Origin of the sequence: Bdellovibrio sp. (assembly GCF_036384735.1) — a bacterium.
Lineage (GTDB): Bacteria > Bdellovibrionota > Bdellovibrionia > Bdellovibrionales > Bdellovibrionaceae > Bdellovibrio.
This window is the reverse complement of the sequence record NZ_DASVLT010000049.1, coordinates 63317-77562: the sequence shown is the minus strand read 5'-3', so window position 1 is coordinate 77562 and position 14246 is coordinate 63317. Positions and strand designations below refer to the sequence as shown.

The 14246-nt window shown below is 45.6% G+C and carries 16 protein-coding genes and 1 other RNA gene; 11 read left to right on the top strand and 6 right to left on the bottom strand.

Annotated features, from left to right (window positions below; genetic code table 11):
- Positions 1-70: 70 nt before the first annotated feature.
- The 4 genes from VF412_RS15120 to VF412_RS15105 all read right to left on the bottom strand — a co-directional run bounded on the left by VF412_RS15120 (position 71) and on the right by VF412_RS15105 (position 3985).
- On the bottom strand, positions 71-820 hold the full coding sequence (locus VF412_RS15120; protein ID WP_331340093.1) for an EamA family transporter: 750 nt from the start codon (positions 818-820) through the stop codon (positions 71-73).
- Between the two features lie 92 nt (positions 821-912).
- The gene (locus VF412_RS15115; RefSeq protein ID WP_331340092.1) at positions 913-1689 is read right to left on the bottom strand and encodes an enoyl-CoA hydratase-related protein; all 777 of its coding nucleotides are present in this window, start codon (positions 1687-1689) and stop codon (positions 913-915) included.
- An 18-nt stretch (positions 1690-1707) separates the two neighbouring features.
- Positions 1708-3315 (bottom strand): carboxyl transferase domain-containing protein, encoded by a 1608-nt coding sequence (locus tag VF412_RS15110; RefSeq protein ID WP_331340091.1) that lies wholly within the window; start codon positions 3313-3315, stop codon positions 1708-1710.
- 46 nt (positions 3316-3361) lie between these two features.
- Positions 3362-3985, bottom strand: a complete 624-nt coding sequence (locus VF412_RS15105; protein WP_331340090.1) for a YiiD C-terminal domain-containing protein — start codon at positions 3983-3985, stop codon at positions 3362-3364.
- A gap of 106 nt (positions 3986-4091) precedes the next feature.
- On the opposite strand from VF412_RS15105, the gene VF412_RS15100 reads away from it, so the two are divergent.
- The 8 genes from VF412_RS15100 (at position 4092) to VF412_RS15065 (ending at position 10421) form a co-directional block, all read left to right on the top strand.
- Complete coding sequence (locus VF412_RS15100) at positions 4092-4568, top strand: hypothetical protein (protein ID WP_331340089.1); 477 nt, start codon at positions 4092-4094, stop codon at positions 4566-4568.
- A 5-nt stretch (positions 4569-4573) separates the two neighbouring features.
- Positions 4574-5608 (top strand): class I SAM-dependent methyltransferase, encoded by a 1035-nt coding sequence (locus VF412_RS15095; RefSeq protein WP_331340088.1) that lies wholly within the window; start codon positions 4574-4576, stop codon positions 5606-5608.
- Between the two features lie 91 nt (positions 5609-5699).
- Entirely contained in the window at positions 5700-6227 is a 528-nt protein-coding gene (locus VF412_RS15090; RefSeq protein WP_331340087.1) for a GNAT family N-acetyltransferase, read from the top strand.
- A 156-nt stretch (positions 6228-6383) separates the two neighbouring features.
- Positions 6384-6920: a hypothetical protein gene (locus VF412_RS15085; protein WP_331340086.1), complete on the top strand. Its 537-nt coding sequence runs from the start codon at positions 6384-6386 to the stop codon at positions 6918-6920.
- A 29-nt stretch (positions 6921-6949) separates the two neighbouring features.
- Complete coding sequence (locus VF412_RS15080; RefSeq protein ID WP_331340085.1) at positions 6950-7780, top strand: ABC transporter ATP-binding protein; 831 nt, start codon at positions 6950-6952, stop codon at positions 7778-7780.
- On the top strand, positions 7716-8549 hold the full coding sequence (locus VF412_RS15075; RefSeq protein WP_331340084.1) for an ABC transporter permease: 834 nt from the start codon (positions 7716-7718) through the stop codon (positions 8547-8549). The genes VF412_RS15080 and VF412_RS15075 overlap by 65 nt, the downstream gene beginning before the upstream one ends.
- Positions 8550-9347: an ABC transporter permease gene (locus VF412_RS15070; RefSeq protein WP_331340083.1), complete on the top strand. Its 798-nt coding sequence runs from the start codon at positions 8550-8552 to the stop codon at positions 9345-9347.
- Positions 9348-9524: 177 nt separating this feature from the next.
- Complete coding sequence (locus VF412_RS15065) at positions 9525-10421, top strand: hypothetical protein (RefSeq protein ID WP_331340082.1); 897 nt, start codon at positions 9525-9527, stop codon at positions 10419-10421.
- 66 nt (positions 10422-10487) lie between these two features.
- On the opposite strand, the gene VF412_RS15060 is transcribed toward VF412_RS15065, so the two are convergent.
- Together VF412_RS15060 and rnpB are read right to left on the bottom strand one after the other, a co-directional pair.
- Positions 10488-11807 (bottom strand): alpha/beta fold hydrolase, encoded by a 1320-nt coding sequence (locus VF412_RS15060; protein WP_331340081.1) that lies wholly within the window; start codon positions 11805-11807, stop codon positions 10488-10490.
- A gap of 342 nt (positions 11808-12149) precedes the next feature.
- Positions 12150-12533, bottom strand: an RNA gene (gene rnpB / locus VF412_RS15055) — RNase P RNA component class A.
- A gap of 96 nt (positions 12534-12629) precedes the next feature.
- On the opposite strand from rnpB, the gene VF412_RS15050 reads away from it, so the two are divergent.
- The 3 genes from VF412_RS15050 (at position 12630) to VF412_RS15040 (ending at position 14240) form a co-directional block, all read left to right on the top strand.
- The gene (locus VF412_RS15050) at positions 12630-13109 is read left to right on the top strand and encodes a fibronectin type III domain-containing protein (RefSeq protein ID WP_331340080.1); all 480 of its coding nucleotides are present in this window, start codon (positions 12630-12632) and stop codon (positions 13107-13109) included.
- Positions 13110-13177: 68 nt separating this feature from the next.
- Entirely contained in the window at positions 13178-13396 is a 219-nt protein-coding gene (locus VF412_RS15045; RefSeq protein WP_331340079.1) for a CPXCG motif-containing cysteine-rich protein, read from the top strand.
- Between the two features lie 34 nt (positions 13397-13430).
- Positions 13431-14240: a hypothetical protein gene (locus VF412_RS15040; RefSeq protein ID WP_331340078.1), complete on the top strand. Its 810-nt coding sequence runs from the start codon at positions 13431-13433 to the stop codon at positions 14238-14240.
- Positions 14241-14246 lie beyond the last annotated feature (6 nt).

Here is a 14246-nt window from a genome sequence, read left to right as displayed (position 1 = left end):
TAATTGCGAATCCGTTGAAAGGCAATTGCCAAGGGTCTTTAATTGAGCTGTCGCATGGCGCAAACCTGACTTACGAAGAAGACCGTAACTCTTTCACTGCCAAAGAACTTCCCGCTGAAGCAAGCATCACTAGAAAAATTGCTAAACCTTGCAATGAGGTTAGTTTTTCACTCAATAGAAAAAGCCCCATGAGAGCCGCCACCGCAGGTTCTAGACTCATCAAAACACCAAAAGTTTTTGAGGGAATCGAACGCAAAGCAATCATTTCCAGAGAATAGGGAACCGCACTTGATAAAATGGCGACTGCAAATGCAGAGACCCAAATCTGCAACTTATAATCTGCGAAATGTAGTTGCGGAATCGCCGTCGGAGTCACCGTCAAAGCTGCGAAAAGCATTCCAAGAGCCGTAGCACTGCCACCGGCCATCGAGCGCCCAACCTTTTGCGCCAAAATAATGTAGAGCCCCCACAAAGCTCCCGCCCCCAAAGCCAAGAACACTCCTAGAGTATCAATGCCGTTAGAGACATTCGCGTGCGGCAGAATCAAAATAATTCCAAGTCCAGCGAGCACCACCCACAACAAATCTAAAGCTCGCTTTGAAGAAAACGTTGCGACTGCGAGTGGCCCTGTGAATTCTAAAGCCACAGTGATTCCCAGAGGAATTCTCTGCAATGCAAGATAGAAAAGCAAATTCATCGCACCCAGAGCAATTCCGTACAGCGCGATGATGCCTAAAGTTTTTTTTGTAAGCTTTTGCTTCCACGGTTGAAAGATCACAAGCAAAATCAGCGCCGCCATCCACACACGTAAAAACGTCATGACTCCCGGGCCTAAAACTGAAAACAATTGCTTGGCATAGCCGGCTCCGCCCTGAATGGAACAAATCGAAATCAGGACCAGAATAATGGACTTTACTTTCTCCACGAAGGTTCACGTTTTTCCAGGAACGCCTTCAGACCTTCTTGGCCTTCAGCACTGGCGCGACGTTCAGCAATCAACATGGAGGTGCGCGTGCGCTGTTGGTCCCAAGTCAAAGATTCTAAGTCGTTCAAAAGTTTTTTTGTTTCACGAACAGCTTCTGAGCCAGACTGCAAGTAATTATGCAAAATCTTTTGAACTGCTGTGTGACCTTCACCAGCAGGAACTACTTCCGTCACAAGACCCGCTTGCTGAGCGATGTGAGCATTGAATACAGTTGCCGACAACATCAAGGGACGAACTTTTCCAGCCACCGCTTTACGAACAACAAAAGCGCTGATAACCGCAGGAGCAATTCCCAGTTTCACTTCACTAAAACAGAATTGAGTTCCCTCTTCAGCAATGACTTCATCACAAACTGCAACCAAACCCAAAGCGCCGCCAAAAGCAGCACCATGAATCATGCCAATCACAGGCAATGAACATTGGGCAATAGACTCGAACATCTCAAAAAGCTTTAAAGAGTCCTCTTGATTTTGTGCGAACGAGAAATTCACCATCTCTTTCATCCAATTCAGATCGGCACCCGCACAGAATGACTTTCCTTCGCCTTGTAAAACGATGGCGCGAAGATCTTTGCGACCTTCTAAAGATTCAAATGTGGCCGTGATTTCGCTGATCATTTGCGGATTGAAAGCGTTACGCACATCAGGTCTATTCAACTTAACGTAAGCGACATGGTCCATTTCTGTTAAAGTCACAAAATTCATGTTCAACTCCTCAAAGGACTACATTCTGAAGACGCCCTGGGATTTTTCACCCCAAGATTTATTCAAGCTGGCTGCAATACCCAGCGCCAAGACTCTGCGAGTATCCGCTGGATCAATGATACCATCGTCCCAAATGCGTGCTGAAGAATAATAAGCAGAACTTTCGTAATCGTATTTTTCAAGTGTTGGACGTTTGAATTCTGCTTGAGCCGCAGCATCCATCGTTTGTCCCTTGGCAGCCATCTGGTCCAGCTTCACTGTCAAAAGAACGTTGGCAGCTTGCTCACCACCCATCACGCTGATTTTTGCGTTTGGCCACATCCACATTTGACGAGGCTGATAAGCGCGGCCGCACATGCCATAGTTACCTGCTCCATAAGAGCCGCCAATAACCACTGTGAATTTCGGTACGTGAGCATTGGAAACAGCCATCACCATTTTTGCTCCGTGTTTCGCAATACCTTCATTTTCGTATTTCTTGCCGACCATGAAGCCTGTGATATTTTGCAAGAAGATCAAGGGAACTTCACGCTGCTCGCAAAGTTCGATGAAGTGAGCTGCTTTCAAAGCGCTTTCACTAAATAGAACACCGTTATTCGCGATAATCCCCACAGGCATACCCCAGATATGAGCAAAACCTGTTACCAAAGTATTTCCATACAACGGTTTGAATTCATGGAATCTAGATCCATCCACCAAACGAGCAATCACTTCGCGCACGTCAAATGGCACGCGGCTGTCTTTGGGAATCACGCCGTATATTTCTTGCGAATCAAATAGCGGTTCTTCTACAGGCATTGTCTTCAACTGCACGACTTTTTTGTGATTCAAGTGAGCCACAATCGAACGAGTGATCTCGATCGCATGTTGATCGTCATCAGCGAAATGATCTGTCACACCAGAGACCGCACAGTGAACTTGCGCGCCCCCTAGCTCTTGAGCATCGACAACTTCACCCGTGGCCGCTTTTACCAATGGAGGCCCACCCAAAAAGATCGTCCCGTTTTCTTTTACAATTACGTTTTCATCACTCATCGCTGGAACGTAAGCACCACCCGCTGTGCAGGACCCCATGACCACAGCAATTTGTGGAATGTTCGCAGCCGACATGCGAGCTTGGTTGTAGAAGATTCTTCCGAAATGATCACGATCAGGGAAAACGTCTGCTTGCATTGGCAGGAATGCTCCGCCTGAATCGACAAGGTAAATACAAGGAAGTCCGTTTTCAAAAGCGATCTCTTGCGCGCGAAGATGTTTCTTCACTGTCATGGGGAAGTAAGTTCCACCTTTGACAGTGGCATCATTCGCAACAATCACGCATTCTGTGCCGTGAATCACCCCGATACCAGTCACAACACCTGCACCAGGCGCTTGACCTTCATACATGTCCCACGCAGCTAGAGTTGAAAACTCTAAGAACGCTGTTCCACCATCAACAAGACCCTCGATGCGTTCGCGCGCTGTCAGCTTACCGCGGGCTTTGTGTTTCTTAGTGGCATCTGTGCCACCGCCTTGTTTTACAAGCTCTACACGTTCACGCCATTCTTTAACGATGGAAAGCATCGCCTCTTTGTTGGCTTTAAAATCTGCGGATGATGTGTCGATGTGACTTTCTAAAATTTCCATAAAACCTTTTTAAAAAACTAAACTAGTAAACAAAAATCATGTGCCGTCATGTTAGTGCCGGAGTATGTTTGAACTTCAATTGCATAATCACAGAACCCACAGCTTGATCGTGAACATCAAAGATCTTCACTTCCGCTTCGCCCTCTGCTTCGCGCTTATCACGAATTTCAGCAAGAACCACTTCCCGAGTGGTTTCCGGCAACTCCATGCGCATGCGACAGTCGTCCGTTTGGGTTTTAAAAAACTCTGACTCTAAACGAGTCACAACAATTTCGAAATTTCCCAAAGGAGCGTGGCGCATCCACAACAGTTTCGCGGACTCGATCGCTGCGGTCACCAAAGCGCCTTCATGCATTTGTTTGACGTCATTCAAGTTGCGAGTGCGAGCCGGAATTACCATCTCGACCTGCGAATCCGACAGACGAGAAATCCTCAAACCCATCCCTGCTGAAAAAGGACGAACAATATCAAGCGCATAACTCAAGGCAGCATGCGAGGCTTTCGGAGAAACCTCCTCGAGAAGGGCTGCCAGGTCCGCCGCACTCAAGCGAATGCCGCGCTCTTCAAGTTGCGTTTTCAAACCGTCTTTGGCGTGTTGCAGTTGCTGACGCAGATTTTGCTCAAGCTCAATCCCTTTTGACATTAAGATTGTCAGCCATTGTTGGTTCATGAGATATCCTCTCTGTGGGTTATTTCAATCGCATCACACGAAATAGCATGCCCAGAATAAGATGTCAGTTTTATCACACTGAGTAAATAGAGAGAGGACTCTAGGAATGAAGAAAATTGTTAGCCTTGTCGTTTTCATCGCTGCCTTGGTTTGGACTTGGAATGTAGTTCATACATCTGAAGCTGTGGGCTTCGAGACGCACTCCGGCATTCAGGCGAAGTTGGCAGACCTTATCAAAGACACTTTGGCTGCAAAAAAACCTCACGCAAAAGATCTTTCGATCCAAAGACTTTGGACTGAAACTTTGTCAGACAATAAAGTTCGCGCGGTCTTCGCATATAAATTCATCGACATTTCTGAGGGCGGCGAAGCTCTTGAACAAGTGATCGAAGGCGAAGCTGTTCTTCACCGTGAACCGTCTGAAGATGCAAGCGTAGACAAATGGACTCTTCAATCTGTGAAAACAACAAATGACATCGTTACTTTCACTGAAGGCTCAACTGTAACTCCAGGAGCAGACGGAACTATTCCAAGCACAGTTCCGACAACGACTCCTGAACCCACTGAAAATCACGGCGAATAATTCGCATGCCAATTCCCACAAATTTCGTGCAAATCGATGAAGAGGGTTACGGAGTCAGTCGCGAACTGAGAATCCAAGACCCTTTTGTGGGAAAAGAACTTCTAGAGAATATTCAGCTTCACCAATCCGGCACTTTGTTAAGCACCTTCGGTGGAACTCCAGTGATCGTCGAAGCCTTTGACGAGCCACTCATCGCCCAACAAATCTTTCTTGAAGGAAAAACTTGGAAAATTCACTGCCTTTACGGTGTTGAATTTCCATTCCAATTGGAATCCTTGTCGCTGGACGAGTGGGATCGCTTTCACGGTTATACAACCAAAAATGTTCCATTTGTGATGTCCAGAAAAGCTCAGGCGACATTTTTTAATATGCTTGAAGAATTCGACGATGAGTCGATTTCCTTCGACGGAAAAACCTACGAAATTCCACCCTATTGGTCCGACAAAGAAGAAGTCGAAAACGAATCCTTCTGGAGCAAAGCCTATAAAGGTGACAACAATCCCGGTTGGAATTTAGGTGAACCTGCGGAAGCCTTGAAAGACATGCTTCCACGTCTGAAAATTGCTCGTTCACGTATTTTGATTTTAGGTTGTGGCGAAGCCCACGATGCGGCTTTATTCGCAGCGGCCGGCCACGTCGTCACGGCTGTAGATATTTCTCCTTTAGCTTTGGAACGTGCAAAAAAATTGTACGGCCACATGAGCAACATCAATTTTGTTCAAGCAGACCTCTTCAATTTACCACGCGAATTCGATCAAGCTTTTGATGTGATTTTTGAACACACTTGTTACTGCGCTGTGAATCCAACTCTTCGTCAAAATCTTGTGAAAGTATGGAATCGCTGCCTGGCAGAGGGTGGTCACCTGATGGGCGTCTTCTTTGCGTTCGAAAAACGCCAAGGCCCCCCGTTCGGCGGCTCTGAATGGGAATTGCGTCAACGTCTTAAAAACAATTACCAACCCATTTTCTGGGGTCGCTGGCAAAAATCAGTTCCCAATCGCCAAGGCAAAGAGTTATTCATCTACTGCAAAAAGAAATAAAAGGTGCCTGCCGTTTTTTTGGGTCTACAGCGCATTATTTGCTGCGCTGTAGACCCAAAAAAACGACAGGCACCTTCGGTTCGGAGGAAATATGCATATTGAGTTTACTCAAGCGGATGAGAGTCATGTTGAAGCCATTGTAGATTTGGTGAACTCTGCGTATCGTGGTGATAGCTCGAAAAAAGGTTGGACGACGGAAGCTGATTTGCTTGGCGGACAACGTGTTGATCCTGAGGGTGTTCTTTCTGATCTCACCAAAGAAAATTCTGTGATCTTGATCGGTCAAGACGAGGACAGCGATGACAAAATCGTGGCATGCGTTCATCTGGAACGGCACGAGAGCAAATGCTACCTCGGCATGTTAACCGTGGATCCGACTCTTCAGAAAAAAGGAATCGGCAGCATGCTGATCGAAGAGTCTGAGGCCTTCGCACAATTCTGGGACTGTACACACATGTACATGACTGTGATTGTGCAGCGTCCAGAACTAATCAAATGGTACGAAAGTCAAGGCTTCCGAAACACCGGCGAGAAAAGACCGTTCCCATATGGCGATGAACGTTTTGGAATTCCGAAACTCGACAATCTCGAATTCACCATCCTTGAGAAGAAAATCTGATCCGAACTCTGGCTCTGCCAGAGTTGCAGCTCTAATCGTCGTCTTTGCTATTCACATCGAAAGACTGCATGCGCGAATTGCATAATAACTTCTCGTGTATGTATTAAAAGATATTATAATTTGGGCGTATGTTTCGTAAACAAGGAGCATACGACAATGAAAGCAAAATTCTTTATCACAGCTTTAATCACATTGGTTTCCTCATTTGCTTTTGCAGATAAGATGGGACCGAATGGCGATAAGTTCTATGAAGAGGCCGCTCATTTCGTAAATGCATGCTCTGAGGAACCATGCAAAGCTCCTTACTCTGCCTTGGTTCTGTACAGCCAAAAAGCAAAGCTTAACAACCTTGAAGCGCAAGTTAGAACAGATCTAAAGGATATCGCTGTTGAACAAGCCCAAGTTTGGGGCGACACAATTCTTGAAGGCGACTATGTAGCTGCCGGTCACACTCGTTTGGATCTGGTCACTGGTTATTACAAAAACAATGTTCTTGTTGGCTATAAAATCCAATATTCTGAAAAAGCTTGGTTCACTGGCAACTGCCACTACACAGGAACTCGCGAAAGCCTTAAGGACTGCAAAGAGGGTCGCATCCAGGAAACAAGCTATGTTTCTGAAGATCGCGGAACTTATTTCACTGACGAAGGCCGCCAAGCTGATTTTGCCCCAGGTGAAGGCTTAGTTGAATAAATCCAGGAAAGTTCGCTATACTCTCCTGCATGTCGTTCGTAATTGAAACCAAAGATCTCACTCGCGTCTATCAGACTTATCAAAAGCCTGAAGGCTTCGTGAACTCCCTCAAAGGGTTCTTTAATCGTAAATACAACAATAAGGTCGCACTAGATAAAACAACTTTATCTATCGAACCCGGTCAGATCGTAGGTCTTGTCGGCGCCAATGGTGCAGGCAAGACAACGCTTTTGAAAATGCTTTCAGGCCTTGTGACTCCAACAAGTGGTGAAGCTCTTGTCTTGGGCTTTAAACCTTGGGAGCGTAAGAACGAATTCCTACGTCAGATTAGCATTCTCTTGGGACAGAAAAATCAGTTGTGGTGGGATATCTCACCAGCAGATTCCTTTGCATTGCTTGCCCGCATTTATGATTTAGAGCCCGCAGCGGCAAGAAAGCGCGTTGCTCATTTGGCAGAAATGCTTCAATGCACACACGTTCTGCACACACAGTTACGTAGACTCAGTCTTGGTGAACGCATGAAGATGGAAATCATCGGCTCACTTTTGCACGAACCAAAAGTTTTATTCCTAGATGAACCTACGATCGGTCTTGATATCGTAGCCCAGGAAACAATTCGTGAATTTCTTGACGAATACGTGAAAGAAAAAGGCCCTACTGTGATTTTAACAAGTCACTACATGGACGATATTGCCAAATTGGCCGACAAGTTATTGCTGATTTCAAAAGGTCACATCGTTTACCAGGGCACCGTTGAAGAATTCGTAGTTAAAGCCAACACCGAGATGGCACAAAATGAAGAGGTCGATTTTGAAGAAGTCATTCGCCGTTTTTTGGAAACGGAATCTGGCATTCGCTAATCTTGCCATCGTTTCCAATCTTGAATATCGCCTGAACTATTTTGTCGATGCGGTTTTGCAGCCGACATTGACCACAGGGATCGAAATCCTTTTGTGGTTCGCCGTCTTCCGTGGTGCTCAGACCCATACGATCGCAGGCTTTACTGAGGACTATTATCTTTCCTACGCTTTGTGGTCGGCATTTTTCGCCCGCATCTGTACAAGTTGGATGTATGAATTCCGCATGATTCAAGAAATTGATTCAGGCACGATTAACAGTCTGCTGACTCGTCCGATGAGCTTCTATGAATATTATTTCTCGCAATTGATGGGATATAAATTCATTACGACGATCATTTCGATGATTATTCCATTCGTGGCTGTGGCAATTTTTGATTTACCAACGAAATTCGAACGTATGCCTTTGGCCTTCGCTTTGGAATTTTATTATTTGATCTTAGTACACTCGATCAGTTTCGTGATCGCAGCCTGTGCGTTTTACTTAAACAAAGTGTATTCCTTCACCGGAGCTAAAAACCTAGCTCTATGGCTTTTCACTGGTGAGCTTTTCCCACTGGATTTGATGCCTGAACCAATGAAATCCTTTGTCATCGCATTGCCATTCAGCTCTGGTGTGTATGTTCCAGTTGGCTACATCACAGGACGCTTAGAGATTGCTTCCATGTGGCAGGCCTTCGGATCAGTGACCATGGGTATTGTGATTGTGAATCTGTTTGGCGCATGGCTTTGGAAAAAAGGATTAAGCGTTTACACGGGGACGGGAGCTTAGGTGATTCAGAAAATTTCTAAATATCTAAGTCTTTATTTTGCGATGTTTCGCGCAAGCTTTATCGCAGACCTTGAATACAGAGCGAATTTCTTGACTCGATTCATGACCGACATCTTCTGGTATGTGGCGCAAGTTCTGACGTTTGAAGTTCTGTATAATCATACTCCCCTGATTGGCGGCTGGAATCTGGCACAGATGCGTGTCTTCTTGGGGGTTGTCTTTGTCGTTGATGCTTTATACATGATTATCTTATCTGAAAACTTAGATCAATTTTCAGAAAAAGTTCGCAAAGGAGACTTAGATTTGCTTCTTGCAAAGCCAGTGAACTCGCAGTTCATGATCAGTTTGCAAAAGGCCTCTACCGCGGCGATTGGAAATCTTTGTATTGCAATTTCATGGTTTATCTACAGCATTGTACAACTACCAAGCTTTGAATGGTTGCGGTTGTTATGGTTGATCATTCTTATCCCTTGCGGCTTGATCGCCTTGTATTCAATGAGATTTATCATGGCAGCTACGGCAGTGATCTTTGCGCGTTCTGAAAACTTGCAATTTATCTGGTATCAAATCTATCGCCTAGGGATGAGACCTGATTCGATTTACACGCCCTGGTTGAAGTGGACATTGCTAACGGCCCTTCCTGTCGGAGTGATCGCCAGTGTTCCTGCTCGCGCATTGCTGGAGCCACCTCATTGGGGTCTGATCGCGTGGGTTCTAATTCTTGCGGTGATCTTGCTTAAGTGCACGGGAAAATTTTGGCGCTTTGCCTTGAAATCTTATTCGAGCGCGAGCTCTTAAAACTTCGTTCGATTTTAACAAATTTTATTCCTAGAGCATTGGAACCAACATTTATTGAGCCCTGTCTAAAACAATGACAGGGTTTTTTCATTTAAAAGGCCCTGGAATGCGTCTTAAAGGGCACAGCTCTTGAATTAAAACGCTGCGACCTATGTTAGAACTTAGAGGGCTGCGAAAATGAATGTTCAAAAACTTCTTTTAGCCATGATGATCGGACTCAGCTCTGCGGCGGCCCATGCTGTTACATTAGGAACTCCTTCCGAGGGCGCTATTCCCGCGGACCAAAATCACACGGAGCAAGACATCAAGCCCGGCACCGGTGTCGGCGTCCTCTATTTCAACGATGGCTCACAAACCAAAAATGACAATGACGGTATGGCCTTGATGGGATGGTACGGTGCTGAGCTAACGCGAAATTTAACTGTCAAAGCCGGCGCGGGCGCTTACATGTCGACAAATACCGAGTCTGATGGCACTCCCATCCCGCTGACGGAAAAGAAATTCGGCGCTGTTGCAGCCTTCGCAGTTCTTTATCAAATCTTCGGATCAAATTTTTACATTCGCGCGCAGTACGCCCGCGCTGCGGCTCCAACAAATATTGATACAGATACAGTTTTTGTGGGTATCGGCTATCGCTATGAGAGCGATAGCAACAGAATCATCCAAAAAAATCTTGATTATAGCGTCTATGGAGGAAACTCTCGCTCGACGCAAGATGATTCGCGAACAACTCATGCATTTCAAATTGAAGTTCGCAAAATCAAAGGCGATGTGGGTTACTCTGTCAGCTTGATTCACGAAGGCAACAACGGAGTCACTGATCGCAATGGCATCGCAGGACAAATCTGGTATGTGACGCCAACAGCTGATGGCTGGGGTTTAACAATTGGCGCCGGTCCTTATCTGACATTAGATGATGTAAATAACAAAACTCAACTTATGGCTTTGGCTAGTATTGAAGCAAGAAAGCAAATCACCAAAACAGTTTCCGTTGCAGTTCGGTTGAACCGAGTGATCTCGGCAGATGGAAAAGATCAAAACATGATCCTTATCGGGGTTCAAAAGAAATTCTAAAAAAACAAAAGGCCGCATCATTGCGACCTTCATCGGTTCGTTTAGATTGGTCTATCTCAGCTAGGTCTACGGCACCTTTGAAGTGTAGACCCACTTCAACGCCTGTTTTTGCTGCACGAGCTTTAAAAGATCAGTCGGAACAGCAGTCCCATTGAATGCGTGATCAAATAATTCCTTTTGCCCTTCTTCTTCGCTGCTAAGATTAGAAAGATTTGGATTGTGTCCTCCACGAACCAGAATTAGCAATTGCTTAAATCCCTGCGGCACCGATTTATAATGATGAATTCCCTCTGGCGAAGGTGTCGCACTATCATCAGAACCTTGGAAGTAAGTCACAGGAACCTTCACGGGATATTTCGTCGCAAAATAGCTGCGATCTCTCAAGGCACCCAATTGCTTACAGGTATCTATCGAGGCTTGGTCCGCAACAGGAACAAGCTTCCCATTAATCAAAGCATCCGCTGTCACGGCACCGGTGTGCGCTAAGCCTAACTCTTCACAAGAAACCATGAAGTACGGGATATCATTCGGAATAAATAATGGATTCGGTTCAAAAGTCGAAGGTTCAAACATTGCTTTATAATTTTCAACAGCATCTTGATATTTTTTTTCGTCGGCAAAATTCAAGAGCTTCTTTTGCAACGAACGAAGACCATCATTGTACATCAATTCATTACGAGCTGTTTTAGAAAGCCAAGTATTAGGAACTCCATACTGAGTAGAAATGCGCTCCATCTTAGCCTTGATATCTGCAGGCAAACCATCGATCATTTTCTGCATAAGTTTACGTCGATGAGGTGCTGACCACAAATCATCTGAGCCAGAAAAAACAGTTCCTTCAAGAATCAAAGCGCGCGTTGTTGTTGGAAACAAAGAGGCAAAGATCGTAGCCGGCACGGTTCCATAAGAAATGCCATAAGCAGTCACCTTATCAAGCCCGGCTTTCTTAACAACAAGAGCCGCATCACGAGCAACAAATTCAGATGAATAGAAGGACGGCGAAAGCTCTTGCTCAACATCCAAGGGACGAGAACACCCAATCCCTCGATGCTCCATGATCAAAGTGTTATAAGGCATTTCATTTCGAAAGAGTCCCCAGTGCGCCGTCTGCCCAGGCCCCCCGGTAAAATACAAAACGGTAGGTTTCGAAGCATCATAACCACCCGAGAAAAAAGCATAGACGTCAGTGGTTCCCTTCGAAAGATCCGAGTAATCCAAAGGCACAGAAGTATAGAAGCCCTTCTCAAAAGCAACAATCGAAGCATACTTGGAGTCACAAAGAAAATGCCCCGACTCATAATTCGCTCGAGTCGGCAAAACCAAAGAAGCCGAAGCCACAGACCCCAAACCCAAAATACTAAGCAAAACAGAAGAAATGATTTTCATAAGCCACGGTTCTAACTCAACAACCCCAAAACTCCCAGCCCCTGGCCCATCAAACCAAATAAATACAAAAACCGCCCAAATCCTACACACTCCCCTTGAGCTCAAAGCCCGCAGGGCAAGCTCAACCGCGGCCCGCGAAAGCGGCAGCCAACAAAAAAGCGGTCCCGAAGGGCAGCCTACAAAACCGCGACTGCGAAGCAGAGCCCACAAGTTTACGAGGGGTCTAAAAACGAATCAGAAGCGTCAGATGCAAGGCGCAAGGAGGAGAGCGTACTGCATAGTACGCCGACGAACGAAGCAACGCAGTCAGCTGGCGCTTCTGGTTCGTTTTTAGGAAGGTGGGATGTCGGTTTTGCTGTAAGCCGGATTCTGTCCCAGTAACCAGGTCCCATAATTGTCCCGTTCACTGTGGATGATCATTCCTCTGGGAGTGCCATTACTGACACCCTCAAGCGATCTTACCCGGTAACTACGGGCTGGCCGCCCTACTAGTGTTACCCTATTTGATCTTGCTCCGCGCAGAGTTTGGCTGTTTTCACTCCGGCGGCTCCCCTGACCCTCCCGTTCCCGGTGTCAGGCTCAATGCCCCGGACATTCTCTCTGTTCCACTGTTCCTTACATTACTGTAGAAGGGCGTTACCCTTTGCGCTGCCATATGGAGTCCGGACTTTCCTCTCTAATTTCAATAATTTAGAATATTATTAGAGCGATCATCCACAAAACCGACGCGTTTTTTAACACCCTCCAGCAAAAAGCGCAAGAGGGTTTTCTTAATTCGCGTTTTATTTTACTTTGGAAGCACTGATTTAAAAAGGACTATCTATGAAGATCTTCGTATCTGTGCTCGCATTTGCACTTACATTCGCTATGACTGCAAAATCTTTGGCTGAAGAAGCTCACCATGAGGCAAATAGCCAGGAAGAAAAAGAAGAACATTTGTCTGAGAAAATGAACTCTTTGTTCCCACCAAAGCAACCAGACTTGGCTGCTCAAAAAGTTCCAGGAAAACCTGAATTGACAAGCCCAGCGTATTTCGCGGCGATCAACGGCGAGACTGTGAAATTGGAATGGAAAGCTGGCGAAGGCGCTCAAGAATATCACGTTCAAGTTGCGACTGATCCTAACTTCAAATGGTTGGTTGCTGAAGACCACTCACACAAAGAGACTTCTTTCGAAGTATCTAAGCTTGAGCCAGGCAAACACTACTTCTGGCGTGTGGCTTCTGTAAGACCTGACAACTGGAAAACTTTCCGTAAGTCTTACTTTGCGACTTCTATGTTCGAAACTCCGGCTGCAAAATAACAAGAGCTGTAGTTTAAAATTATAAGATTCCAAGAACCCTCATATACTTTGTGTATGAGGGTTTTTTTATGACCGACGACTTGGAATTCGAAAGCTTTGAAAACGAGCAAATCGAAAAATATTTCAAGTGCCCTTACTGCCATTCGAAAATCTCGATGTTGCTGGATATTTCAGAACCGGGCAGACAATATTACGTCGAAGACTGTGAAGTCTGTTGCCGCCCCATTCAGGTTAGTTATTCATCCGATCAAGGAAAGCTTGTCGACTTCAATGCGCAGTCTATCTAAGTCTTAGCGGTCACAAACAAGAATCGAGAAAGCGATGTCTTTTGAGATCTTTCTTGGAATCGATCAGACAGGTGCCATTGCAAAGCACGGGATGCCTCAGCCACTTCCTACAGCTTGCGTATATCGCGAACATGATCAATGGGTCTTAGAGGGCGAGCTTTCACTTCCAAGTCTTACCAAGGACAGTGTGGAAGCCCTGGTGAAAGAAATTCGTCCTCGTCTGAGTTTGCAGAGCACCGCAATTTTGCTCGACAGCGTCTTGGGTTTGCCTAAATCTGTTTTTCCGAAAAATAAAAGTCTGTTCGATCTCATGCAAAGAGCTCATCGTTTCAGTCACGATGGAAAACGTTTTGGTACAAAGACGGCTCACGCATTCTTTGCACAGTTCTTAGAAAAAAATCCTGAAGCTATCCTATTACGTGAGTGCGAAAAAATCGCTGAAGCCAGCTCTGTGTTTGCGCTTCATCCTTTTCAGAAAAATATAAGCTGTGGAACATTTCGTTCATGGAGTGAATTAGGTTCCTCACCAGAGAAATGGTTTTCCTTATGGCCCATCGACAACCCTGCAAGCCGCGGCCCGTGGATCTTTGAAGCGTATCCAAGTTTTCTTTGGAAAAAAGTTGTTAAGAGTTCTACGCGGGACGCCGAGGTTTTGCGCGCATTTCTCCTCAGCCAAAAGTTGGTGAAGCTGCATTCTTCGGTGAGCAAATCTCTGGGTAATGCAGACTATTGTGATGCCATGGTGCTCGCCTACTCCGGTTTATTGCTTCATAAGCGTCGCGTGCTATTCAAAACTCCAAAAGCGTCCTCACTGAAAAAAGAAGGCTGGATTCTTGGAATTTGACGATTA

What these genes read in the sequence shown, in the direction of transcription:
- VF412_RS15105 (WP_331340090.1), bottom strand. Translation starts at nt 3,985, where the DNA reads ATGAACCAACAATGGCTGACAATCTTAATGTCAAAAGGGATTGAGCTT.
- VF412_RS15115 (WP_331340092.1), bottom strand. Translation starts at nt 1,689, where the DNA reads ATGAATTTTGTGACTTTAACAGAAATGGACCATGTCGCTTACGTTAAG.
- VF412_RS15050 (WP_331340080.1), top strand. Translation starts at nt 12,630, where the DNA reads ATGAAGATCTTCGTATCTGTGCTCGCATTTGCACTTACATTCGCTATG.
- VF412_RS15100 (WP_331340089.1), top strand. Translation starts at nt 4,092, where the DNA reads ATGAAGAAAATTGTTAGCCTTGTCGTTTTCATCGCTGCCTTGGTTTGG.
- VF412_RS15090 (WP_331340087.1), top strand. Translation starts at nt 5,700, where the DNA reads ATGCATATTGAGTTTACTCAAGCGGATGAGAGTCATGTTGAAGCCATT.
- VF412_RS15060 (WP_331340081.1), bottom strand. Translation starts at nt 11,807, where the DNA reads ATGAAAATCATTTCTTCTGTTTTGCTTAGTATTTTGGGTTTGGGGTCT.
- VF412_RS15120 (WP_331340093.1), bottom strand. Translation starts at nt 820, where the DNA reads ATGACGTTTTTACGTGTGTGGATGGCGGCGCTGATTTTGCTTGTGATC.
- VF412_RS15095 (WP_331340088.1), top strand. Translation starts at nt 4,574, where the DNA reads ATGCCAATTCCCACAAATTTCGTGCAAATCGATGAAGAGGGTTACGGA.
- VF412_RS15085 (WP_331340086.1), top strand. Translation starts at nt 6,384, where the DNA reads ATGAAAGCAAAATTCTTTATCACAGCTTTAATCACATTGGTTTCCTCA.
- VF412_RS15040 (WP_331340078.1), top strand. Translation starts at nt 13,431, where the DNA reads ATGTCTTTTGAGATCTTTCTTGGAATCGATCAGACAGGTGCCATTGCA.
- VF412_RS15045 (WP_331340079.1), top strand. Translation starts at nt 13,178, where the DNA reads ATGACCGACGACTTGGAATTCGAAAGCTTTGAAAACGAGCAAATCGAA.
- VF412_RS15075 (WP_331340084.1), top strand. Translation starts at nt 7,716, where the DNA reads ATGAAGAGGTCGATTTTGAAGAAGTCATTCGCCGTTTTTTGGAAACGG.
- VF412_RS15065 (WP_331340082.1), top strand. Translation starts at nt 9,525, where the DNA reads ATGAATGTTCAAAAACTTCTTTTAGCCATGATGATCGGACTCAGCTCT.
- VF412_RS15080 (WP_331340085.1), top strand. Translation starts at nt 6,950, where the DNA reads ATGTCGTTCGTAATTGAAACCAAAGATCTCACTCGCGTCTATCAGACT.
- VF412_RS15110 (WP_331340091.1), bottom strand. Translation starts at nt 3,315, where the DNA reads ATGGAAATTTTAGAAAGTCACATCGACACATCATCCGCAGATTTTAAA.